The sequence below is a fragment of the Rhizobium mesoamericanum STM3625 genome, assembly GCF_000312665.1.
Classification (GTDB): Bacteria; Pseudomonadota; Alphaproteobacteria; order Rhizobiales; family Rhizobiaceae; genus Rhizobium; species Rhizobium mesoamericanum.
The window spans coordinates 2187904-2210602 of record NZ_HF536772.1; the positions used below are offsets into that span (position 1 = coordinate 2187904).

At 59.0% G+C, this 22699-nt stretch carries 19 protein-coding genes and 1 tRNA gene; 10 read left to right on the forward strand and 10 right to left on the reverse strand.

The annotated features are described in order from the left end of the window. Positions 1-125 precede the first annotated feature (125 nt). Together BN77_RS10635 and BN77_RS10640 are read left to right on the forward strand one after the other, a co-directional pair. Positions 126-668, forward strand: coding sequence for a MerR family transcriptional regulator (locus BN77_RS10635; RefSeq protein WP_007531492.1), 543 nt, complete (start codon positions 126-128; stop codon positions 666-668). Positions 669-794: 126 nt separating this feature from the next. After that, a complete protein-coding gene (locus BN77_RS10640; RefSeq protein WP_007531495.1) occupies positions 795-1460 on the forward strand; it encodes an HAD family hydrolase in 666 nt (221 codons plus the stop codon). A 6-nt stretch (positions 1461-1466) separates the two neighbouring features. Here the strand turns inward: BN77_RS10640 and BN77_RS34105 are convergent, their stop codons facing one another. Together BN77_RS34105 and BN77_RS10645 are read right to left on the reverse strand one after the other, a co-directional pair. Beyond that, entirely contained in the window at positions 1467-1616 is a 150-nt protein-coding gene (locus BN77_RS34105; protein WP_007531498.1) for a hypothetical protein, read from the reverse strand. Positions 1617-1775: 159 nt separating this feature from the next. Then, on the reverse strand, positions 1776-2159 hold the full coding sequence (locus BN77_RS10645; protein WP_007531500.1) for a hypothetical protein: 384 nt from the start codon (positions 2157-2159) through the stop codon (positions 1776-1778). A 448-nt stretch (positions 2160-2607) separates the two neighbouring features. Here BN77_RS10645 and BN77_RS10650 point away from each other — a divergent pair. From BN77_RS10650 to BN77_RS10660, 3 genes are all read left to right on the forward strand, one after another. Next, a tRNA-Pro gene (locus tag BN77_RS10650) sits at positions 2608-2684 on the forward strand. 219 nt (positions 2685-2903) lie between these two features. After that, entirely contained in the window at positions 2904-3119 is a 216-nt protein-coding gene (locus BN77_RS10655; RefSeq protein ID WP_007531502.1) for a hypothetical protein, read from the forward strand. A 168-nt stretch (positions 3120-3287) separates the two neighbouring features. Further along, positions 3288-3500: a hypothetical protein gene (locus tag BN77_RS10660; RefSeq protein ID WP_040677691.1), complete on the forward strand. Its 213-nt coding sequence runs from the start codon at positions 3288-3290 to the stop codon at positions 3498-3500. A 24-nt stretch (positions 3501-3524) separates the two neighbouring features. Here BN77_RS10660 and BN77_RS10665 read toward each other — a convergent pair whose 3' ends face one another. Genes BN77_RS10665 through BN77_RS10685 form a run of 5 tightly spaced genes read right to left on the reverse strand, consistent with a single transcriptional unit; the run spans position 3525 to position 8470 of the window. Beyond that, positions 3525-3818, reverse strand: coding sequence for a helix-turn-helix domain-containing protein (locus tag BN77_RS10665; RefSeq protein ID WP_007531504.1), 294 nt, complete (start codon positions 3816-3818; stop codon positions 3525-3527). A 10-nt stretch (positions 3819-3828) separates the two neighbouring features. Next, positions 3829-5103, reverse strand: a complete 1275-nt coding sequence (locus tag BN77_RS10670) for an O-antigen ligase family protein (RefSeq protein ID WP_007531505.1) — start codon at positions 5101-5103, stop codon at positions 3829-3831. Then, complete coding sequence (locus BN77_RS10675) at positions 5100-6662, reverse strand: undecaprenyl-phosphate glucose phosphotransferase (RefSeq protein WP_007531506.1); 1563 nt, start codon at positions 6660-6662, stop codon at positions 5100-5102. Before BN77_RS10675 ends, BN77_RS10670 begins: the two co-directional genes overlap by 4 nt. Before the next feature lie 56 nt (positions 6663-6718). Beyond that, positions 6719-7888, reverse strand: a complete 1170-nt coding sequence (locus BN77_RS10680) for a glycosyltransferase family 4 protein (protein WP_007531507.1) — start codon at positions 7886-7888, stop codon at positions 6719-6721. Positions 7889-7894: 6 nt separating this feature from the next. Beyond that, positions 7895-8470, reverse strand: coding sequence for a polysaccharide biosynthesis/export family protein (locus BN77_RS10685; protein ID WP_007531508.1), 576 nt, complete (start codon positions 8468-8470; stop codon positions 7895-7897). A 183-nt stretch (positions 8471-8653) separates the two neighbouring features. On the opposite strand from BN77_RS10685, the gene BN77_RS10690 reads away from it, so the two are divergent. Then, on the forward strand, positions 8654-10795 hold the full coding sequence (locus BN77_RS10690) for a GumC family protein (protein WP_007531509.1): 2142 nt from the start codon (positions 8654-8656) through the stop codon (positions 10793-10795). Here the strand turns inward: BN77_RS10690 and BN77_RS10695 are convergent, their stop codons facing one another. Together BN77_RS10695 and BN77_RS10700 are read right to left on the reverse strand one after the other, a co-directional pair. Then, on the reverse strand, positions 10796-12037 hold the full coding sequence (locus BN77_RS10695) for a GNAT family N-acetyltransferase (protein ID WP_007531510.1): 1242 nt from the start codon (positions 12035-12037) through the stop codon (positions 10796-10798). A gap of 118 nt (positions 12038-12155) precedes the next feature. After that, positions 12156-12365 (reverse strand): DUF2842 domain-containing protein, encoded by a 210-nt coding sequence (locus tag BN77_RS10700; protein ID WP_007531511.1) that lies wholly within the window; start codon positions 12363-12365, stop codon positions 12156-12158. Between the two features lie 113 nt (positions 12366-12478). Here BN77_RS10700 and BN77_RS10705 point away from each other — a divergent pair, with 113 nt between their 5' ends. Beyond that, positions 12479-13582 (forward strand): COX15/CtaA family protein, encoded by a 1104-nt coding sequence (locus tag BN77_RS10705; RefSeq protein WP_007531512.1) that lies wholly within the window; start codon positions 12479-12481, stop codon positions 13580-13582. Positions 13583-13964: 382 nt separating this feature from the next. Here the strand turns inward: BN77_RS10705 and BN77_RS10710 are convergent, their stop codons facing one another. After that, entirely contained in the window at positions 13965-16808 is a 2844-nt protein-coding gene (locus BN77_RS10710) for an Rne/Rng family ribonuclease (protein ID WP_007531514.1), read from the reverse strand. 776 nt (positions 16809-17584) lie between these two features. On the opposite strand from BN77_RS10710, the gene BN77_RS10715 reads away from it, so the two are divergent. The 3 genes from BN77_RS10715 (at position 17585) to prfB (ending at position 22629) form a co-directional block, all read left to right on the forward strand. Beyond that, the gene (locus BN77_RS10715; protein WP_425280234.1) at positions 17585-18706 is read left to right on the forward strand and encodes an N-acetylmuramoyl-L-alanine amidase; all 1122 of its coding nucleotides are present in this window, start codon (positions 17585-17587) and stop codon (positions 18704-18706) included. A 243-nt stretch (positions 18707-18949) separates the two neighbouring features. Next, positions 18950-21397: a penicillin-binding protein 1A gene (locus BN77_RS10720; protein WP_007531518.1), complete on the forward strand. Its 2448-nt coding sequence runs from the start codon at positions 18950-18952 to the stop codon at positions 21395-21397. 100 nt (positions 21398-21497) lie between these two features. Further along, positions 21498-22629 (forward strand): peptide chain release factor 2 gene (gene prfB / locus BN77_RS10725; RefSeq protein WP_155951230.1). Its coding sequence is split into 2 segments (ribosomal slippage): positions 21498-21566 and positions 21568-22629, totalling 1131 coding nucleotides; the frame shifts between segments, so codons are not numbered across the junction. Positions 22630-22699 lie beyond the last annotated feature (70 nt).

The following is a 22699-nucleotide window of genomic DNA, read 5'->3' on the forward strand; positions in this document are numbered from 1 at the left end:
ATTCGCGGCGTCAAACCGTTGAAATATGATGAGTCGCGGCTCGGTTCTGACGTTCGTGAGACACAGCTGCGCCTTATCAGCCGAACAGACGCGCGGCGCACCCCGAGACCGCGTAGGGAGTAAGGATGTTGGACAAGAGCCCCGATGCGTTCCGCACCATCAGCGAGGTGGCGGACGACCTAGACCTTCCACAGCATGTCCTGCGCTTCTGGGAAACTCGATTTCCGCAGATCAAACCGATGAAACGCGGCGGCGGCCGCCGCTATTACAGACCCGAGGATATCGATCTTCTGAAGGGCATTCGCCACCTGCTCTATGATCATGGCTACACGATCAAGGGCGTGCAGAAGCTTCTGAAGACCAATGGCAACAAGTTCGTTATCGCGATCGGACATGGCGACCTTGCGAGTGTCCAGGCCTTGACAGGCGGCCAGCAGGATGGTGCCGATCCGACCGAACCACGGGTCGCAATGTCGGACGAGGATCAGGTTGTCGGCCGCGCAAAACCTCCGATCACCCGCCGCTTCTTCAATTTCGGTGGCGGTGACGAAGACTCTCCCGAGATCTCGATCGGCAAATCGAGCGTCGGCAAGGAGGACCGGGCGCTGCTTCAGGAGGCGCTCTACGATCTCCTCGAGTGCAAGCGCCTGTTGGATCAGGTGCGGTAACCCTTTTTGCTGAGCGGGGCGATTGCTTCGTGAGAGGAGCCTCGCCGGCGCGAGGCGCGCAGCCTCTGTAGCGTGCTCGTCCGTTCGCATCGCGTTCGATATCAGTCAGTATCAAGGAAACCCTTCGTGACCGCGTCTCATTCCGTTCCGGGCAAATTCTATGACGCATTCCTGTTCGACATGGACGGCACGCTCTTAAATTCCATTGCGGTCGTTGAACGTGTCTGGAGCGAATGGGCGATACGGCATGGCTTCGAGCCGGAGGTCTTTCTAAAGACGATCCACGGCATTCGCGCATCCGACGTCATTCGCCAGTTGGCGCTTCCGGGCGTCGATCCGGAGTATGAGGCAAGGCAATTGCTGATCGAGGAGATGGCGGACGTCGGAGGTATCGTCGCGATCCCCGGCGCGGTCGATTTCCTGAACAGCATTCCGCCGGAAAAATGGGCGATCGTCACCTCCGCACCTATCGAACTCGCAAGGCGCCGCATGGCGGCGGCGGGCATACCGGCCCCGGTGGCAATGGTAAGCGGTGAAGAAGTGGCGGCTGGCAAGCCGAGCCCGGAATGCTATCTGCTTGGCGCCAGGCGCCTCGGCGTCGATCCGACGAAATGCCTGGTGTTTGAAGACGCCGTTGCCGGAATTCTCGCAGGTGAAGCGGCCGGCGCCGACGTAACAGTCATTACCGAGACGCATACGACGCCGTTCGCAACGCCCCACTTTTCGATCCCCGATTATCGGGGCTGGCGTGTCGAGACCGGCCCCGACAGCCGCATTGCGCTCGTCAGATAGCGGCTGCTAGTGCTTGCGCTGCTGCGCCTGCTTTTTCATGCGTTCGAAGGCGGCAATCATTTTCGCCTTCACCGAACCGAGTGTTCCGAGTTCGTGCCCGCAGGTGAAGCAGACAAGGATATCGGTGTCGAGCGGCTCGGGTCGCTCGAATTTCATTCGGGTATTCCTGCATTTCGGGCAGGGGATCTCAATCTGCATGCTCTTATCCAAGGTATCGTGCTTCGCAGGTCTCTTATTCGCGTAGTGCAAATCGAGCAAGCATTTTCGACCCTAGGGCCACCTATGCCAGTTTCTCAGGACCCGAAAGAATGAGTATCAGCTGACGATCCCATTTTGCCGGCACATGTCGTTGAGGTTTGTCTGTGCGCTACCTTGGGCAGTCAGGGTGAACGTAAATGCGCCTCTACCCGTTGCGCTCGTGTTTTTCAAAACGCCAGCGAAGGGCTCACCGCCGGTAAAGACGCCGGCCTTGTTCTTGGAGTTGACGATGCCGCACACATTGGCGACCCCTGGCTGTGTCTGTGCCGCCATCATGTTACCAAACATTGCGCTGGAGGGGTCTTTAAGAAAGCTTCGAACGACGTTCTGGACGGCAGAAACCTCGCCCTCCGAGAGCGTATACGGGATCGTCTGTTCCCGCTGAGTGAGGCCCGCGCAGGAACTCAGCACCAAAATGCCGGCAATCGAGATTCTCCTCATGTGCTCCCCCCACGGGTCGCTGAACGACATAGCCCCCGTCGAGAAAATCTCTTCTAGCAGGTGCTAAAGCAAGCCAGTATTTCGACGTATACCGAAATGAACTATGAGCGGGATTCGGAGATTGGCTATCGTTCCCGCTGCGTTAGGTCAGAGCCCATCTCTCACATCAAATCGGGTCAGCGAGCGCGGTTTTCCTGTCGGCAGTCAAATCTGCGTGGTCATTTCTATGAAAAAGCGCGCTGAAGCGGCTTGTCAGCCACAAGGAACAACTCCCACCCCCGAGACTTTGCCCTGACCAGGTGAGCACAAAGTTCTGGCTCGGTACCGTAGAACTTTAGTTATAGGCATACCTTTCCCCGCCTTTCGTTCCTTTTTATTCCTCCCGAATGATTTTTCCCTTGCGCCAGAAATCTCAAAATACTAACAGGATCGGGCCGTTTAGGCAGGTCGGGGCGTAGCGCAGCCCGGTAGCGCACTTGACTGGGGGTCAAGGGGTCGCTGGTTCAAGTCCAGTCGCCCCGACCATTTACAACCAAACCTTCGGCACCCCCAGCAGCCAGAAGGCCATCTCCCCTTAATTGAGAAGCGGTTCGTGCCGACACGCCACGCTTCCCGGCAGTGCTATTGATACCGACGGACACAGGCGGAGGTCAGCGGAAACAGTGCCGCTGAAATTCGTGGCGGCAACTCGAATTATTATTAGTTTTATGTAATATACGTCCCGCAAATAGGGGTGGATGACGTATGACCGACCGTGAGACCATCGAAACATGCCGAGAATCTCTGACGGAGCCCTTTGCTGCTCTGGTCGCGAAAGCCGTTTCGTCGGGCTGGCCAGAGCATGACGTCGCGCTGGCTTTGACTGAATTGGCCGAGGCCTTAGTCGTGAAGGTCAGCGCAAGGATCATCATCGAGGGCTCGCTCCAGTCGCAGCTTGCCTCGGAGCGGCTGAAAAACTGAGGCGAGCCATTGCTATCATGGCACTTTTTCAACGCCACTCACATGAATGTTTCGGTGGGAAATGTTCGGTTGATAATTCGACGGCTCGCGCGCATAGTGACCATATTGTCGGCTTTGGATGGGCGCTCGACGATGGTGATGATAGCCCCTGATGGGACCTATGGCGTCATGCTCAACTCCCCGGTTCTTCCACGTGACCTGCCGCTTTTCTCGGACGACCTCGATCTTCTGTCCGGGGTGCTTGACAATGTCTGCAAGGACAGGGGGTTCGATCGGAACACCACTGCCGCCGAAAGCATCGGCGCGCTCCTGATCCAGCTTTACCGACAGGGCGTTAGGGACCAGGGCAAGCTAGCGGCTCTTGCAAAGGCCTACTTGTGATCCTGAACATTCAAAAACGACGGACTAATCGTCGTTTGCCGCGTTAAGATTTTCCGGGCGGATGCCCTCGTCAATACAGCTGCGCGCTCGTAGCCGGACACCCGGTCCGCCTTCGTCGTGGTTGCCGCTGGCGATGAAGATGATGCCTGCTGCTTCAAGCGATTGCTTGACGGCGAGCAGCGCGTGCGGATCGCCCTCCTGTTCGTCTCGCTCCATCGTTTCGATAGTGGCAACTGGCAGTCCCGCAGCGGCTGCCAGTTGCTCAATGCTCATCCCTGTCATGGCCCGGGCGCCGCGTATCTGTGTTGCTGTGATCATGAATCAGAGACTAGCGCGCCGACGCCGGTTCGCAAGGCCGATGTGTGCTCGTGCACTGCGCGATTGAACGTCGATGGCGCTGTTCGAGCGCAGCGCAGCCCCAGACGACGCCGAAAAGCACGTAGACATGGCGCCAGTGATCGATGTCGATGACGTTCCCGATCGCGGCATGCCCCAGCACACCAATCCATGCAATCATCAGATAGGGCTGCCACGGACGATCCTTGAGAAGATTCCTGAACCCAAGGTAGATCGTCCAGCAAAGCATCGCGACATAGCTGACAAAGCCGAGCCAGCCGTAGCTCGTCAGTGATTTCAGCCAGACATTGTGCTCATCTTCCGGAAACATCGTACCAAAGACCAGCGGACCGATTCCGAGCGGCCGTTCCATCATCATCGTGAAGCCAATGCGGTGGCGATCGAAGCGACCAAGGTGCTCGCCGTCATACTGCTGTACGAGCTGGGCCCGTGCAGTAAAGAGAGCGCTGACTTTTGGAAACTGCAATGCAACTACCAGCGACGCCACGAGCAAGATGATCGCTGCAAGTGACAGGACGAGGATACGCAGGCGAAATGCGCCGCTGCGCTCCTTGAGCAACATGCAAAAGATCAATAGGGCGATGCCGACAGAAAAGAGGCCCCAGGCAGCGCGCGAAAAAGACAGAAAGACACCGAGTGCCAGGATCAACAATGCAAAAGCTTTTACCGGGGATGTCCTCAAATTGCCGACAAGAATGCCATGAACGAGGTAGAGGGATGGGGGGACCAGGAATGGCCCGAAAACGTTAGGATCCTGGAAGGCGCCTTTCGCGCGATCGTAGAGCGTGAAGACCTCCGCGCCCGGGAAGGCGTGGAAATAACCGAGCACTCCGAGCAGAGAGGTTATAACGGCAGCGCACGCCCAGGCATTGAAAATGAGCGCAAGGCGCCGATGGCTATCCTCGATAATCGCCGCATAGAAGATCGCTGTGAGGGCAAGGAAGGTCGAGACCGCGACATACATCGGTCCAGTCCCGAGATCCTTCATTTGCGTCAGCGAAAGCATGCCGCCAACGTTGAAGGCAAGCAGCAATACGAGAAGTGGCGCCGTGAAGCGCGAAATCCTAAGACCGAGGATGAACCAGATGCCGACAAGAGCGGCCATCCACAGCTCGTATGGCGCCGGCTCGTCGATGACGAAGCCGGAGAGGAAGATGCCAAAGGCGACCATCGCCGAACCAAGCAGACGAAACGTTGCTCGTTGCGGCTGGGCAACGCGCAGAGGTGTTGCCTCGTTCGCGGTCAATAGGCGTTTTCCGTATTGAACAGTCGGAAGGGCGTGAGGAACAGGATTTTCAGATCGAACCAGAGCGACCAGTTCTCGATATAGTAGAGGTCGTAGGCCGTCCGGAACTTGATCTTGTCGTCGTGATCGACCTCTCCGCGCCAGCCATTGATTTGCGCCCAGCCTGTCACTCCGGGCTTCACGCGATGGCGCGCGAAATAGCCTTCCACGACGTCGCCGAAGAGGCGATCCCGCGCCTGGGCCAAAATGGCGTGCGGGCGCGGCCCGACCAAGGAGATGTCGCCCTTCAGTACGTTGAACAGCTGCGGCAACTCGTCGATCGAACTCTTGCGGATGAAGCGTCCGACAGGAGTAACGCGAGGATCGCCCTTGGTGACGGCAGCCCGACCGGTGGGATCACCTTTGTCGGCATACATGGACCGGAACTTGACGATCCGGATGATCTCATTGTTGAAGCCATGCCGGTTCTGCATGAAGAAGACCGGGCCCTTCGACGTCAGCTTGATGGCGATTGCCGTTGCCAGCATGATCGGCCACAAAAGCGCCAGCGCAAGCAACGTAAAGAAGATGTCAAAGCAGCGCTTGGCAACCGAGTCCCAATCCCGAATCGGCTTGTTGAAGATATCGAGCATCGGGACCGCCCCGATGCGCGAATAGGCCCGTGGGCGAAAACGCAGGCGATTTGCGTGAGCGGCAAGGCGAATGTCGACCGGCAGAACCCAGAGCTTCTTCAACAGCTGCAAAATGCGCGCCTCGGCGCTGAGCGGAAGCGATATGATCAGCATGTCGATGCCCGTGATACGGACGAACTCGACCAGTTCGGCGACCGTTCCGAGCTTCGGATAACCTGCGACCATGATCGGCGACCGTTTCTCGCCGCGATCATCGAAGATGCCGCAGATCCGGATATCGTTGTCGGGCTGCTGTTCGAGGACCCTGATCAGCTCCTTGGCTGGTGCTCCCCCGCCCACAATCACTGCGCGGCGCTCCATAATACCGTTACGCGACCAGTTGCGGATGCCGTAAGCCATCAGGAAGCGAGATGCGAGGAGGAAGACTGCGCCAGTAGCGAACCAGGCAACGAAGCCTTTCATCTCTGCAGAACTGACATTGCCGGCGAGTACGTTTGCACCAGTGACGATCACGAAGACCGAACCCCACACGGCCAGGACGCGTGGCAGCAGGCGCAGCCGCGAGCGCAGGGCAGGGATGGTGTAAGTGTCGGCCGTTTGAAGCCCGCAGATGAGGAGAGCTGCGACAATCGCGGCGGCGATGCCGCGTGCCAGTAGGGTTTCCGCCCCGTTCCCCGGCCAGAAAAAGAATACGAGCAACCCGATCAGAAACTGCGAAAGAAATTCGAAAAGGCGAAACTGACCGATGATGATGGCAGGCGAGCGATTTCCCGCGCTGAATTGCTCGGCAATCTGACGTGCATAGCTGTTGATGGGCTCCGGCGACTGGGCCCCTTCATCCGTGTCTTGGCTGGGTCGACTGATGTCTGAAACCTGCTTGCGCAGCGCTTCCAGGTCAAACTGATCGCTTCTCTCTGCCTTGTTCATGAGGCTACCGCCGCTGGTTGTTGATACGGCAATAGCAGGAAGCCCCTAAGAAACGTTTACGAAGCAGCCCCAAGAGCTTGCTTGGATCGAGGTTCAAGCAGATCCTGGTACAATTTCAGGACATCGTTGGCCATCACGGAGGCTGAGAAGACCGACTTCACCTGCTCCGTGGCTGGCATCGCGGCATCATGCCAGCCCGGGATGCGGATTGCATCCGCCATCGCACGTGCGAGATCGTCAGAATCGTCGGGGTTGACGAGGGCGGGGCTCTCTCTGCCCAATGCCTCGGGAATTCCGCCGACGCGAGTTGCGATGATGGTCTTGCCGGCGCCGAGGCCCTCGAGCACGATGTAGGGCATGGCTTCGGCGCGCGATGGTACGACGAGGTTCTGCGACATGGCAAAGGCCTGCTGGACGCGCATTGCTGGCAGCATGCTGATCCGCTTGCCCAGGCCTCGTTCGATCATCATGTCCCGGTATCTGTCGCGGTCTGGTCCGTCGCCGACCATCACGGCCGAAAGCGGACGCCCGAGAATGCGCTCAGCTTTCGCGAAGGCCTCCACAAAGAGATCGGGACCCTTAAGGTCCCGGAGCATGCCGACATAGAGGTAGTGGACCGCGTCCGAACGGGTTGGGATAAGCTCAAAATCACGCTCGCCGATTCCGTTGTAGATCAGCCGCGTTTCCGTCCGTGGTCGACCGACCTTCTTCGTGTAGGCATCGCGCTCGTATTCGCAGATGAAGACGAGGGCATCCGTGAAATACTCCTGCAAGCGCTCCATGCGGAGCACGAACTGCCCCAGCAGCGATCTGCGGGAATAGTGGAGGCTGCCCCCATGCGCGGTATAGAGGCGGGCTACGCGATACCTGTTTACCCGCAGGGCTGAGCCGGCAAGCCGCGCGAGCACACCGCCTTTGGCGCCGTGACCGTGCAGCACATCCGGCCGCAAACTTTTGATGTTCTTGTAGGTGTCCCAGAGCATTCCGAGGTCGGAGAGGCTGACGTGCCGCCGCATTGGCATTCGTGTCAAACCCATCGCCAGGAAGGGACGAATATCGTCGAATAGGCGGTCTTCATGCTCGCCGCCCGTGGAGCTGTCGCATAGGATTCCGACCTCGTGTCCCGCCTTGCTGTGCTCAACCGCCAGATCGCGGACGTGGCGGAAGATCCCGCCGACCGGTGACCTGAAGCAATGGAGGATGCGGAGCGGGCGCTGTTCAGTCATCGAGGGTCAGAACAGTCGTTCGCGAACATAGATCGTGTCGCCGGCCACAATCGCCGAAGAGATGTTAACCCGGCCGGTGATCACTTGCCCGTTGACCTTGCGGGTCACGTCAACAGCGCCCTGATTGGCGCGTGAGGTGAAGCCGCCAGCAATCGCAACGGCGTTCTGCACCGTCATTCCAGGGACGTAGGCGTACTGGCCGGATTGACCGACTTCGCCCATGACGAAGATCGAGCGGTAGCGGTCGACGTCGATCGTGACATCAGGATCCCGCAGGTAGCCTTGTCTTAGCTTCTGCGCGATCTGGCCCGATAACTGCTGCAGCGTCCGACCTCGAGCCGGGACTTGGCCGATAAGGGGGAAGGCGATGTAGCCAGCCTGGTCGATCGTGTACGTGTTGGTCATGCTTGGCTGATCAAACACGGTAATGCGCAGCCGGTCGCCGCTGTCCAGCGAATACGGCTGGATCGTCGCCTGATTGAAGGCCTGAGGGGCCGGCTTGTAGCTGTTGCAGCCGCTCACGACCGCGGTCATGGCGGCGAGGCTCAAAGCCTTCAGGAAGTTAGGCTGTGCGAAAGGCATAGCGTCTGCTCATAGGAAACGAATTTGGTCCCAGCCGTTATCAATCCGTTAGGGTTAATGGTCGGTAAAAAAACACTACTTTTTTGCGGCCGCCGGGGCGCCGGGGGTGCCGGTGCAAGCGTTAACCGTTGAGTTACTATAGTCATTTACCCTCGCGGCCACGTTTGTTCTTGGAGTGCAAGCATGTCCGGCGTATCGGGTAATCAGGATGTGGACATAGATCTTGGACAATTGGTCCGCGCTATTTGGACTCGCCGGCTGAAGATTTTGGCAATCGCCGCAATGGGGGCTGGGGTCGCCTTCACCGGCGCCAAGATGATCTCCCCGAAATACCGAAGCGAAACGCGCATCCTGATCGAGCCGCGGGCTCCCGCCTTTGCCAACGCGCAGGTGAACGATACCAACGCTGGACCGCTGCTGGACGAGCTCAACATTGCGAGCCAGGTGCAGCTTCTGCAGTCCGCGGACCTTATCAAGCAAATCATCAACAGCCAGAAACTCTACGATTTGCCCGAGTTCGATGCGGCCGCGAATGGTTCGGCACTGACCGATATCCTGGTGGCCCTGCACCTGAAGAAGAATCCATATGAGAATCCCCCGGAGGAACGAGTGATCGACGCCTTCACGGAGAGGCTTCAGGTCTATCAGGTGCCAGGATCGCGGGTGATAGGCATTACCTTCACCTCCAGGGATCCGAAGCTCGCGGCGACAATCCCCAATGCAATGGCGGCAGTTTATCTTGCCACTCAGAGCGGGGCCAAGTTGGACTCGAATTCCGAGGCGACGCGCTGGCTGGAGCCAGAGATCGAAAATCTCCGCCAGAAGGTGAATGACGCCGAGCAGAAAGTCGCGGAGTACCGGGCCGCGCACGGGTTGCTGCCAACCAATGGCGGCTCGAATTTCGCCACCCAGCAACTGAACGACATTTCGGCAGAGCTTACCCGCGTCCGGGCAGACCGCGCGAATGCTGAGGCGCGGGCCCAGTCCGTACGCAATGCTCTCGCCTCCGGCGAACCATCAGATACCTTACAGGACATCATGTCCTCTCAGTCGCTTCAGCGGCTTAAGGGCACGGAATCAGCGCTGCAGTCGCAGATATCGGACCTGCAGACATCGCTGCTCAACAACCATCCGCGCCTGAAGAGCCTTCGCGCGCAGCTATCGGATATCAAGATACAGATTCGCCAGGAAACGCAGAAGATCCTCGCAAGTATCGAAAACGAAGCGAAGGTAGCCGCCGTTCGCCAAAAGGAGCTGGAGCAGCAAGCCGACAAGCTAAAGGCGAATAGCGCTCAGGCCGGCGAGGACGAGGTTGGTCTCAATGCGCTGACGCGTGAGGCGACGGCACAGCGCCAGCTGCTGGAGACTTATCTCTCCCGTTACCGCGAGGCGGCGTCGCGCGCCGACAAGAATTCAAGCCCAGCCGACGCGCGCATCGTGTCGAAGGCTATACAGCCGGTCGATCCCTATTTCCCGAAGGTTCTGCCAATTGTCGTCGTCGCTACCTTGGCAACTTTTATCATGACGTCGATTGTAATCATGCTCGCCGAACTATTCAGCGGTCGGGCTCTTCGCCCAATCGCGCCTCCCGCGGTGGAAGCGCGCGACGAAGAGGAACCTCAATCGCTGACGGCCGCCTCCGTTAAGCGAGGGGTGCCGAGTCTGCTCGCCGCACCCGTCGATGAGGAGCCGGTTGCAGAGCCCGTCGAGGAAGAGAAAGTCTTGCAAACGAACGAGTTCTCGATAGCATCTGTTTCGGACTATCTTCGTGGCAGCAGGGCGCCTCTTGCGATTGCTATTTCGCCGACCGGCGACGACGGCTCTACAGCAACCGTCTCCCTCGTGCGCAAGTTGGCCAAGGACGGCTCACGGGTCATTCTGGTCGACATGACCGGCTCCGGTCTGCCGACGAACCTCATGGCCGGCGATCGCAGCATGCTTGGAATAACCGACCTGCTCTGCGGCGATGCCGCCTTCGGCGATACGATCCATGGTGATAGCCGCTCCGATGCGCACCTAATTCCGCAAGGCATCAGTGATCCGCGCCGGGCAATGCGCGGCGCTGATCGCCTGTCCCTCCTGCTGGATGCTCTGATCTCTGCCTATGATCTGGTGGTCGTGGAGTGTGGCGCTGCCGACGTGGCCGGCGTTTCGCGGCTGACAAAGAGCAAGGATGTCGAGATCATCCTGTCCATGCCTGAAATCGTCGAGCAGGAGTTCGTGACTGCCATGACCGAGTTCGAATTGGCCGGATACGAACGCGTCGTTTTGATGTCCGACCGTGACCAGCCTCTTGAAAATCCGATCTCTCGGCACGCCGCGTGATCAAACACCAACCAGCCGACGTACACGCTGGGCAATGCGGTAGCTCTTCTGGTGAGACTTGATGAAGGCTTTGCCCCGGGTGATTGCCCAGTGGATCCAGCCACCCACGCTGCCGCGCAGGCAAAGCGGCAGGACGACGTCGTGGTGTTCTATCTCTACGGGCGCCCACGAACGCTTGTACCGCTGATCGCCAAGACCGAAGTCGAAGAGGCTGACACCCCTGCCATGCTGACCGGCGATCATCAGCCAGAACAGAAGTTCGCCCGGGCTCGCCTCCGCCGCGAGGCTTTCATCGATCGTACTGAGCTGGCAAATGATGTGGTCGCCTTTACGAGAGAGACCAGCGAGCGCAGCTATATCGCCCTCCCGATCGCCTTTCAGGCGAATTGCGTGCATCTCCAGTCCGACCGCCTCGCCATCACGGTCACGGATGTCGATTGCGCCATGCAGGAAAGCCCTGATCGACGGATCTTCAAACACATCTGGCAGTCCGAGCGCCTTGAATCGTTCGCCCTTCTGCTTGAAAAAACGATCGAGCAGCAGGTGCTGCTCCTCCGCGGTTCCCGAACAAATATAGTCGAACCCGCCGAGCGCCTCCAGGCGTCTCGTCTGGATGCGGTACTTCTTACGCCGTCCCTTTGCATTTACCTGCTGGAGCGTCGACTCCATGCCGCCCAAGAGTGGAAGGTGGTAGGCGTGATTCTGGTTTTGAACAGTCGGAAGCAGTGCCAAAGGGTTGCGGCGGTCCCGCCAGTCCAACGGGATGTTCTGCAACAGAAGCAGGTCGGCGCGTCCGGCCAAGGCGCGACGAATGGACTCGGCGAATTTCTGCGGCTCGATATTGGACGCCAGCTCGACGAAGCGAGTTGTGAAGAGACCGGTGTTAATGTTGCTGTGATCGGCCCCCACAAATCTAGCGGTGCGGAAGCCGTGAAACCGGTTAATCTCCACCGGCAGAATGAAGGCGGTCTCGTCGCCGAGCCTGCCCCAGACGATCGACAATTGGTGCCCGAAGGCCCTGGTCCAGGATAGGCACCAGTCGTAGCTTTGATGCAGGGAGTTCAGATTGTCCCGATCGAGCTCACGCCAGACCGCTTCCAGAGGCTCCATCCTGTCCAAGATGACGATATTAAGTTCGCTCGCCGAAAACTGCCCGTCGACTATGCTCTGTTTGGGAATGCCAGCGTCGGATCTTGTGAGATGTTGCGCTCTATCTGAAACAGGAAGCGTCTGCGCCTGCACGGGTCTTCTCCGGTCTGACTTGCCGGCGCGAAGAATAGGCCAACGGAGCATCCATTTCGTTTATAAGCGGAGATTGTCGGCGCTTTCCATCGATCAGGGTTAGCTCGTCGTTAATGGATCATCGCTGCTTTGGCCCGGCCATCCATTTGATGAGGACCATGGCCGGGACTACCCACAGCAAGCCGGTCAGGAGAAAATAGAGAAGCTGTTCCCACCATGGCGCGTCACCGAGCGTCGCAACGGCGATCGTGTTTGCTAGCACCGCATAAGCAAGCACGAGCACGACGAGCACAATCGTACCGATGAATTTGCGCAGGCGGACAGGCATCGACTATCTTTCACACTGGTGTTCGAACCGCCGCGACTGCATGCCGCAAAGGTACGGGGCTTGTTTTGCATGAGCCGCTCAGGCAAATCAACTGCCGGAAGTAAGGAGCAGTCATGGCGATCGCGAACTTGAGCACCGAACAGCAGATATTGCACCAGATACGTCGACAGGACAGCAACCGCCGGGCGGTTCGTATTTGGCTAGGTTTTGTGCTCCTGGCACTCTTCTGTCTCGTGATTGTCGGCGGCGCGACCAGGCTCACGAATTCGGGGCTTTCGATTACCGAATGGAAGCCGATTCACGGGGTGATTCCGCCTCTGAATGCTGCCGAATGGGAGGAGGAGTTCAAGCTCTACCAGCGCATTCCCGAGTATCAGCAGATAAACGACGGAATGACCGTCGAGGAGTTCAAGCGCATATTTTGGTGGGAGTGGGCGCACCGCCTGATCGCACGTGGCATCGGTGTCATCTTCGCGCTGCCGTTGCTCTATTTCTGGATCGCCGGAAAGGTGGAGCGGCGGCTGAGATGGCCGCTCTTCGGGATTCTGATGCTAGGAGGACTGCAGGGAGCGATCGGCTGGTGGATGGTGTCGTCGGGGCTCGCAGTTCGAACCGACGTTAGCCAGTATCGGTTGGCAACGCACTTGGTCATGGCATGTCTGATCTTCGCGTCCTGCACGTGGATTATGCGGGGGCTCTCGCCGCACTCAGACGATCCGGCACCCACGCAAAGCTCCCATCTATGGGCGGCTGCGATAGCCATATTTGCGCTTTTCCAGATCTATCTCGGTGCGCTTGTCGCGGGTCTCGACGCTGGTTTCACCTACAATACCTGGCCGCTGATGGATGGCGCCCTCGTGCCATCTGATCTGTTGATCCAGCAGCCCGCCTGGATCAATTTCTTCGAGAATCCCAAGACGGTGCAGTTCATCCATCGGTTGGGGGCCTACACGCTTCTTGCGCTGACGCTGGTCAACATGATCATCGCTCTCGCGGCAGCACCGTCGACAACGCATGCACGGCGCACGATCGTCCTGTTCGGGCTGGTGATGGTTCAGGCGTCGATCGGTATTGCTACCTTACTGCTGCACGTCCCGCTTCATTGGGGGCTGCTGCATCAAGCGGGTGCCCTCGTGGTCTTTGGTTTCGCTATTGCAAACTGGCGGGGTTTCTACGGAGAGTACCCGCGCGAGACCATGATCGTCGAGAAGGGTTGAACCCGACGGGGCGGTCAAGATCGCCATCTCGAAAGTCAAGCAGCAGCCTTCTGTTGGCCGAGCGGATTGCCGGAGAACGTAGCCCGATCGCGCGGGACGGAATGAACAGTTTGCCGAAGATCGTATTGCTGCGAACGATGACTGGGACCGGACGGAGCGATACGCGGCTGATTCGCAATGACACCTACCGCTGCCTACTCGCACCCCAGCCGACCAGAGGGCAGGGACATGGTCTCGTTCGCCGCGGCAGTTATTTGCAGAGTTCGCGCAAGCCGGTGCGGTTACCTTTCCGAATAGCTTATGAGCGTTCTCTCACGAGACCTTAAAAAATCCGGCTGCGTCGCCGCAGCCGGATCGGATTACTCATCGCCGAAAATCAGTCTTAGAAAAAACCGCGGCGCTGCCACCAGCCAGCTTTCTTCGGCTTGCCGTCACCGTCGCTGTCGGCGGCGTCGCTGCGCGTTGACTTGACCGTCGGCTCCGACGAAGAGATGTTCGACTCCCGGTTGGCGCGGACAGGCTTCGCATCTTCCACGGCCGGCGCGGCTAGGTCTGCGGCCGCCGCCGCCGCCTCGGCTTCAGCTTCTGCGGCTGGTGCTGTTGCCGCCGGCGCCTCTTCCACCACAGGTTCCTCGACCGGCGATGCCGCGCGGCTACGACGCGCGCGCTTCGGCTTCACGTCCTCCCTGACCGAAGCGCCGGTTTCAACAGCGGCCATTGCCGGCTGAGCTTCGACGGCTTCTTCGCCGACAGATTCGATGACCTCTACGGCGGTCAATTCTGTCTCGCCATCGTCAGCACCGTCATTTGCGCCTTCGGCGGCAGAAGCCTCCTGCTCGCTGCCTTCCTCTCGATTGCGGCGACCGCCGCGCTTGCCACGGCGGCGGCGCTTGCGGCGTTGGGTTTCATCGCCTTCGTCACGCATGTCAACGGACGCGGCAATGCTTTCGTCGCCCTGGTCCTCATCATCACTGTCGGCTTGGTCGCCTTCTGCGGCATCAACGGAACTGTCGGCAGCGACGGCCTCTCCATGGCCATTCCGGCCGCGACGACGGCGGCGACGCTTGCGCTTGCGGCCCTCACCATCGCCTTCGGCGCGCTGGGTGGGACGTTCGGCTGCGGCCGGCTTGGTCTCCAGTTCCGCGTCTTCCTCCTCGTCGACTTCGATCACGATATCGTCGTCTTCGTCATCGGGGATGGCAGCAAAGTTGAACAGACTTTCGATCTTGACCGGGTTCTCGACCGGTTCGCCGCGGTCGATCGCAAAGTGCTGCGACCCGACCGAGCCGTCCGCGTCGATAATGATCGCGACACCAAAACGTGTTTCGTAGTCGACAATCGTCTGGCGCTTGTGGTTGAGCAGGTACAGCGCAATATCGGGCGTCGTGCGAACCGTGATGTTGTGGGTGGTGTTTTTGAGTAGGTACTCCTCGATGCCGCGCAGGACATGGAGCGCAACGGAGGACTGCGAACGGACGTGGCCGGTGCCGCCGCAATGCGAGCAGACCTGCGTTGTCGATTCGAGAACGGAAGCGCGGATGCGCTGGCGCGACATTTCCAAAAGACCGAAATGGGAAATGCGACCGACCTGGATGCGGGCGCGGTCGTTCTTCAGGCATTCCTTCAGCTTCTTCTCGACGGCGCGGTTGTTGCGCTTCTCTTCCATGTCGATGAAGTCGATGACGATCAGTCCGGCAAGGTCGCGCAGGCGAAGCTGACGAGCGATTTCTTCCGCTGCTTCGAGGTTCGTCTGGAGCGCAGTATCTTCGATAGAGTGCTCGCGCGTCGAGCGGCCGGAATTGACGTCGATCGAAACCAGCGCTTCCGTCTGGTTCATGATCAGATAGCCGCCGGACTTCAGCGTTACCTGAGGCTGCAGCATGCGGTCGAGCTGTGCCTCGATGCCAGAACGCGAGAAGATCGGGTGGATGTCGCGATAGGGCTGAACCACCTTGGCGTGGCTCGGCATCAGCATCTTCATGAAGTCTTTCGCTTCACGATAGCCTTCCTCACCGGCTACGATGATCTCGCCGATATCCTTGTTGTAGAGGTCACGGATCGAGCGCTTGATGAGCGAACCTTCCTCGTAGACGAGGCATGGAGCCGTCGATTGCAGCGTCAGCGTACGCACGTTCTCCCACAAGCGCATCAGATATTCAAAGTCACGCTTGACCTCGACCTTGGTGCGGTTGGCACCGGCGGTGCGCAGGATGACACCCATGCCCTGCGGCACCTCGAGCATGCGCGCGATTTCCTTCAGCCGCTTGCGGTCCTGCGGATTCGTGATCTTGCGAGAGATGCCGCCCCCACGCGCGGTATTCGGCATGAGGACGGAGTAACGACCGGCGAGCGAAAGATAGGTCGTCAGGGCAGCGCCCTTGTTGCCGCGCTCTTCCTTTGCCACCTGCACCAGCAGGATCTGGCGGCGCTTGATGACTTCCTGGATGCGATACTGCTTGCGCGGCTTGCGCTGGACGCGATCGGGAACTTCCTCCATGGCGTCTTCGGCGCCGACAGATTCGATCACTTCCTCTTCATGGTCGTGATCGTCGTCATCGTCGTCATCGCTACGGCGGCGGGCGTCGACCTCTTCGGAGATCGAGTCCGTTTCGACCATGGCTGCCATCTCGCTGCCCGACGAGCCTCCGTCGTCGCTGTCGACCGTAACTTCGCTGGCGGCTTCGTCGCTTGCCGGCGCTTCGGCGACCGGTGCAGCCTTCTTGCGGCTGCGGCGGGGCTTTGCCTTCTTGGCCGGTGTTTCCTCGGCAGCTTCGGTAACGGCCTCGACCGTCTCGGTTGCCGCGGCAGCGTCGTTTTCAGCAGCGGCTTCCGCTGCCGGTGCTTCGCCAGTTGCGGCCGCGCCAACGTCAGGCTGTTCCTGGGCGGAGAGATCGATCGGCGCCGTCTCGACGTGTTCGACGTCGTCGTCGCGGCGATGCTCTTCGGCCTCGGCGCGCAGCAGTGCCTGACGATCGGCAAGCGGGATCTGGTAGTAGTCGGGGTGAATTTCGGCGAAGGCCAGGAAACCGTGCCGGTTGCCGCCGTAATCAACGAAGGCGGCTTGCAGCGAGGGTTCAACCCTCGTTACCTTTGCGAGATAGATATTGCCGCGGATCTGCTTCTTGTGCTGTGACTCGAAGTCGAATTCTTCTATGCGGTTTCCGCGAACGACAACAACGCGCGTCTCTTCCTCGTGAGACGCGTCGATAAGCATCTTGTCTGCCATGTAAGCTGTGCTCCTCGGCGCGGCCGAACGTCGGCATCCCCTTGCGTCGATGAGACAGAAGAGGTGCGGCTCGCCATTGCAGCGCCGGATAATGAAAGTCGCGATTGGTGCGGTGTGGAAGGCAGCAGCCAGACAGCAGCGGGGGAGATGTTCTCCCGGGGCCTGTAGACTTCAGATAAAACCTGCTGCGACACCATCAAAGACCAAGCGAGATCGACAAAACTAAGACCTTGTTCAGGTCCGATGAGTTTGCTCTCTCTGTAAAGAGCGGTTGGTGGCTATCCACCGATGAAGTTCCCGCATACGCCGGAAAATTCAGGATCCAATTTCGAGTGGAAACACATATGACGGCGGACGATTGCCGGTTGTGGCGCCAGTTCCTTAATGGTTTGGCTGCCGTGCAGGCGACTCTATCCCGTCAGCACTTCTACCCTAAAAATCCTTGTATGTTTTCTCTGTCACAATAGCAAGGGAAAAGCCAAATGTGCCATAATATTGATGGATTTCAAAAGGCATACAAAGGTTGGGGATTAACGGCGCCGACTCGGGCTCCGGGCTGCGAAAGGTGCCGCGACGGCGATTTCGCGCTCAGCGGGAGAACTTGATCGGAATGTTATTTAAGGTGTGGCGGTCAATTGTTTAAGAGGGTACGGCCCGCGACGGTGATATCCGGATGGCGGAGGAGAAAAATTTCGGGTGTATTCATCGCTGCCGCGGCGACGGTATTTGCATATCTTCCGGACGTAAGAGCAGATGACGCGGCCAAGCTCGATCCGCTGCTCGCTTATGGTGCCCGCATCATCGGCGACGACGCCCGCACCCGGATTGTTATCGATTTCGATCGCGCCCCGGACTTTTCTGTCCATTACATCGCCAATCCCGAACGTGTCGTGATCGATCTTCCGGCAACGGCCTTCGGGTTCCCAGCCGGCGACCTCGAGGCGAGGGGTCTCTTCAAGGACATCCGTTATGGCAAGATGGATGAGGACAGCGCCCGCATTGTGCTGACGGCCAAAAAGCCTGTGAAGCTGGAAGTCGCCAAGGTTCAGGAAGATGAGAACGGCAAGGGGCATCGCCTCGTGCTCGATGCTGCGATGACGGACAAGGACAAGTTTGCCGAACTGGTCAAGGCCCAATCATGGAGCGATCCTTCCTCCCAGCAGACCACGAGCGCCATTCCAACGCCCGAGAAACCGGCCAACGGCGATTTCGTTATCGCTGTCGATGCCGGTCACGGAGGGATCGATACCGGCGCGATCGGCATCGATACCAAGACGCAAGAGAAGGACGTGACGCTGGCTTTTGCCAAGGCGCTGGTCGGTCGCCTTAATAGCGAGGACGGCATCAAGGCGTTTCTGACCAGAAGTGACGACTCTTTCCTGTCGCTGTCTGAACGTGTGGAGATTGCCCGCCAGAATCATGCGGGCCTCTTCATTTCGATGCATGCCGACACCCTGAAACAGAAGGATATTCGCGGCGCGACGGTCTACACGATCTCCGACAAGGCCTCCGACAAACTTGCCGCCGATCTTGCCGATCGCGAAAATCTCTCCGATCAGATTGCCGGCAAGGAGACCGTGGCCGAGCCCCCTGAGGTCGCTGATATTCTCCTCGACCTGACGCGCCGCGAAACGCAGGCTTTCTCGATATCTCTGGCGGAGAGCGTCCTTGCGTCCTTCAGGGATCAGGTGGGGACGATCAACAATCCGCACCGCCATGCCGGCTTCCGCGTTCTGCAGGCGCCGGACGTGCCGTCCATCCTGTTGGAACTAGGCTTCCTTTCGAACAAGGATGACGAGAAACTCCTGCTCGATGAGGCATGGCGGGGAAGGATGGCGGACCTGCTGACGGAAGCGGTAAAGCACTATCGCACGGCGATGGTTGCAAATGGTGGCTGATTGCAGCCGTGGCGTAGATGTGACACTAGCTTGGGTAACGCGATTGCAATCTGGGAATAGCGCTGCAAGGCCCTATTTTACTCACATTCACGCCGTTACTCAGCCTTATGTTTCCAAAGGTGAAACGGAATCGGCTTGTGGCGAAAACGCTCATGGAGTAAGTCGCCCAACGTGCAAGATGCCCCGATCCATGCGATTGTTATGCTCGCGCCGATCGATGATTGAGATACCGGTAGCTTAAATATGATTAGACTTCTTGGATATTTCTTCGGAGTGGCTTGCGTCCTATTCCTGGGCGTGGCGGCTGTTGTTGCCATCTACTTGGCGACTGTCACGAAGGATCTTCCTGATTACGCAGTGCTGAGTAGTTATGAGCCGCCGGTGACGACCCGCGTCCATGCAGGCAACGGCGCGCTGATGGCGGAGTATGCCAAGGAGCGCAGACTTTTCCTGCCGATCCAGGCTGTTCCCGATCGCGTCAAGGCTGCATTCCTGTCTGCTGAAGACAAGAATTTCTACCAGCATCCCGGTATCGACGTTACCGGTTTTGCGCGTGCCGTGGTCGCTTATCTGACGGGTGGCCCGACACAGGGCGGTTCGACAATTACGCAGCAGGTTGCCAAGAACTTCCTGCTTTCCAGCGAGCAGACGATGGAGCGAAAGGCGAAGGAAGCGATCCTCTCCTTCCGCATCGAGCAGGCCTACAGCAAGGACAAGATCCTTGAATTGTATCTGAATGAGATCTTCTTCGGCCTGAATTCCTACGGCATCGCGAGCGCCTCGCTGACCTATTTCAATAAATCGGTGAACGAGCTGACGATCGCCGATGCGGCCTACCTTGCCTCCCTGCCGAAGGGCCCAGCCAATTATCATCCCTTCCGCCATCCCGAAGCAGCGGTCACCCGCCGCAACTGGGTTATCGATCGCATGGTCGAGAATGGCTATGTCAGCCAGTCCGATGGCGCTGAGGCCAAGAAGCAGCCACTCGGTGTCACCGGTCGTAGCAGCGGGCCTTCGCTCTTTGCATCCGGCTATTTCGCCGAGGCGGTCCGGCGCCAGCTGATTGACCAGTACGGTGAAAAGATGCTGTACGAGGGCGGCTTGTCTGTTCGCACCTCCTTTGATCCGGCGTTGCAGGTCTTTGCGCGCAAGGCCCTTCAGGATGGCCTCACGAACTATGACGAGCGCCGTGGCTTCCACGGTCCGATCAAGCAGATCGACACGACAGCCGATTGGGGCAAGGCGCTGGCCGATGTTCCAGCGCTGACGGACGTGCCCGAGTGGCGGCTGGCTGTTGTACTGGCGGTATCCGACGACAGCGTCGACATCGGACTGCAGCCGCCGAAGGATGGCGCAGGCAAGATTCCCGCAGAGCGCGAGCGCGGCGTTATAGAAGCGAAGAACATGCAATGGGCGTATCGCTCTGACGCCGGCCGGAAGACGGCGAAGTCGCCCGCGGGTGTCCTCTCGGCCGGCGACGTCGTCTATGTCGAGCGGCTTGGTGAAGAGGGGGCAAATTCCTACCGGCTTCGTCAGCCGCCGAAGGTCGAGGGCGGTCTGGTGGCGATGGATCCGAAGACGGGTCGCGTGCTTGCCATGGTCGGCGGCTTCTCCTATGCACAGTCGGAATTCAACCGTGCCACTCAGGCTATGCGCCAGCCGGGGTCGTCCTTCAAGCCGTTCGTCTACGCGGCGGCAATGGACAATGGCTACACGCCGGCTTCGGTTGTCAGCGATGATCCGCTCACGATTCAGACCGGTAATGGTCAGGTGTGGGCACCTGATAACTACGAAGGCGAGGGCGGGGGGGCCAACACGCTGCGTTTCGCCATCGAGCACTCGCGCAATCGCATGACGGTCCGCCTTGCCAACGACCTCGGCATGAATACCGTTGCTGAATATGCCGAACGCTTTGGCATCTACGATCATATGATGCCGGTTCTCGCGATGTCGTTGGGTTCCGGCGAGACGACGGTCATGCGCATGGTGTCGGCCTATTCGGTCATCGCCAACGGCGGCAAGCAGATCAAGCCGACGCTGATCGACCGAATCCAGGACCGCTACGGCAAGACGATCTTCAAGCACGAGGAGCGCGTCTGCGAGGGCTGCAATGCCAGCGAGTGGCAAAACCAAGACGAGCCGAACGTTGTCGATAATCGCGAAACCGTTCTCGATCCGATGACGTCCTATCAGATCACGTCGATGCTGCAGGGCGTCATTCAGCGCGGCACGGCGGCCGGCAAGATCGATCTCGGTGGGCGGGACGTCGCGGGCAAGACCGGTACGACCAACGACGAAAAGGATGCATGGTTCGTCGGTTTCACGCCGGACCTTGTCGCCGGCCTCTACATCGGCTTCGATTCGCCGTCGACGCTTGGCCGCGGCGGTACGGGCGGCTCGTTGTCAGCGCCGATTTTCAATGAATTCATGCAGGTCGCGGTAAAGGATATGCCTGAATCGAAATTTGTCATTCCGGCTGGCATGAACCTCATTCCTATCGACCGAAAGACCGGTATGGCTGCCGTTCAGGGCGACCCGAATACCATCATAGAAGCCTTCAAGCCTGGGACTGGCCCTGCCGATAGCTTCTCGGTCATCGGCATGGACAATGCGATGGCGCCAGAGGAAATTCTTCGAACCTCTCCGCAGGCGAACCAAGCAGTTCAGTCTGGCGCCGGCGGACTGTACTAAATCTTCCCCAAAACTGCTGTGGCGGCTGCGGCTCTTTACATCCGCAGCCGCCACAATTATCTGACGGGCAACCTTCGTAACAACGCAAAGAAGCAGGAAAATGCGAGCGGAAATCCAGAACGTGGTCGATGAAACCAAGCAGGCTATCACCCTGCTGAGGAGGCATCTTTGACTGGGACCAGGCGGTAAGACGACTGGACTGGTTGAACAACAAGGCAGAGGATCCGACCCTCTGGAACGATGCGCAGGAAGCACAGAAGCTGATGCGCGAACGCCAACAGCTGGATGACGGCATCAATGGCGTAAAGCAGCTCGAACAGGAGCTGACCGACAATATCGAGCTCATCGAGATGGGCGAGGAAGAAGGTGACGAAAGCGTCGTCAAAGACGCTGAGGACGCGCTCAAGGGATTGAAGGCCGAGGCTGCCCGCCGTCAGGTCGAAGCGATGCTTTCGGGCGAAGCCGACAGTAACGACACCTATCTTGAGGTCCACTCCGGCGCCGGCGGCACGGAAAGCCAGGACTGGGCAAACATGCTTCTGCGCATGTATACCCGCTGGGCGGAACGTCAGCGCTTCAAGGTGGAGCTTCTCGAAGTCCACGATGGCGAAGAAGCCGGCATCAAGTCCGCGACGCTGCTGATTAAGGGCCACAATGCTTACGGTTGGCTGAAGACGGAATCGGGCGTTCACCGCCTTGTTCGTATTTCGCCCTACGACAGCAACGCACGCCGACATACGTCCTTCTCGTCGATCTGGGTTTATCCCGTTGTTGACGACTCGATCAATATCGAGATCAACGAAAGCGATTGCCGTATCGACACCTACCGTTCGTCGGGCGCCGGTGGCCAGCACGTCAACACGACCGACTCGGCGGTGCGCATCACACACATACCGACCGGCATCGTTGTTGCCTGCCAGCAGGAGCGCTCGCAGCACAAGAACCGTGCCAAGGCCTGGGACATGCTGCGTGCGCGCATGTATGAAGCGGAACTGAAGAAGCGCGAAGAGGCGGCAAACGCCGAAGCGGCGTCCAAGACCGACATCGGCTGGGGGCACCAGATCCGCTCTTACGTTCTGCAGCCCTATCAGCTGGTCAAGGACCTGCGCACCGGTGTGGCAAGCACGGCGCCGGGCGATGTTCTGGACGGGGAACTCAATGAGTTCATGGAGGCAGCTCTTGCTCACCGCATTAGCGGCAAGCCGGACGCGGTCGTCGACGACGTCGACTGATCACTCCCAAGCGTGAGTTTGAAGAAGGCCCTCGAAAGGGCCTTTTTTAATTCAATCGCAAAGCCGGTCG

Coding starts and splice junctions, on each gene's coding strand:
- BN77_RS10690 (WP_007531509.1), top strand. CDS start 8,654: ATGTCCGGCGTATCGGGTAATCAGGATGTGGACATAGATCTTGGACAA.
- BN77_RS10710 (WP_007531514.1), bottom strand. CDS start 16,808: ATGGCAGACAAGATGCTTATCGACGCGTCTCACGAGGAAGAGACGCGC.
- BN77_RS10685 (WP_007531508.1), bottom strand. CDS start 8,470: ATGCCTTTCGCACAGCCTAACTTCCTGAAGGCTTTGAGCCTCGCCGCC.
- BN77_RS10645 (WP_007531500.1), bottom strand. CDS start 2,159: ATGAGGAGAATCTCGATTGCCGGCATTTTGGTGCTGAGTTCCTGCGCG.
- BN77_RS34105 (WP_007531498.1), bottom strand. CDS start 1,616: ATGAAATTCGAGCGACCCGAGCCGCTCGACACCGATATCCTTGTCTGC.
- BN77_RS10680 (WP_007531507.1), bottom strand. CDS start 7,888: ATGACTGAACAGCGCCCGCTCCGCATCCTCCATTGCTTCAGGTCACCG.
- BN77_RS10655 (WP_007531502.1), top strand. CDS start 2,904: ATGACCGACCGTGAGACCATCGAAACATGCCGAGAATCTCTGACGGAG.
- BN77_RS10675 (WP_007531506.1), bottom strand. CDS start 6,662: ATGAACAAGGCAGAGAGAAGCGATCAGTTTGACCTGGAAGCGCTGCGC.
- BN77_RS10705 (WP_007531512.1), top strand. CDS start 12,479: ATGGCGATCGCGAACTTGAGCACCGAACAGCAGATATTGCACCAGATA.
- BN77_RS10665 (WP_007531504.1), bottom strand. CDS start 3,818: ATGATCACAGCAACACAGATACGCGGCGCCCGGGCCATGACAGGGATG.
- BN77_RS10635 (WP_007531492.1), top strand. CDS start 126: ATGTTGGACAAGAGCCCCGATGCGTTCCGCACCATCAGCGAGGTGGCG.
- BN77_RS10660 (WP_040677691.1), top strand. CDS start 3,288: ATGCTCAACTCCCCGGTTCTTCCACGTGACCTGCCGCTTTTCTCGGAC.
- BN77_RS10720 (WP_007531518.1), top strand. CDS start 18,950: ATGATTAGACTTCTTGGATATTTCTTCGGAGTGGCTTGCGTCCTATTC.
- BN77_RS10700 (WP_007531511.1), bottom strand. CDS start 12,365: ATGCCTGTCCGCCTGCGCAAATTCATCGGTACGATTGTGCTCGTCGTG.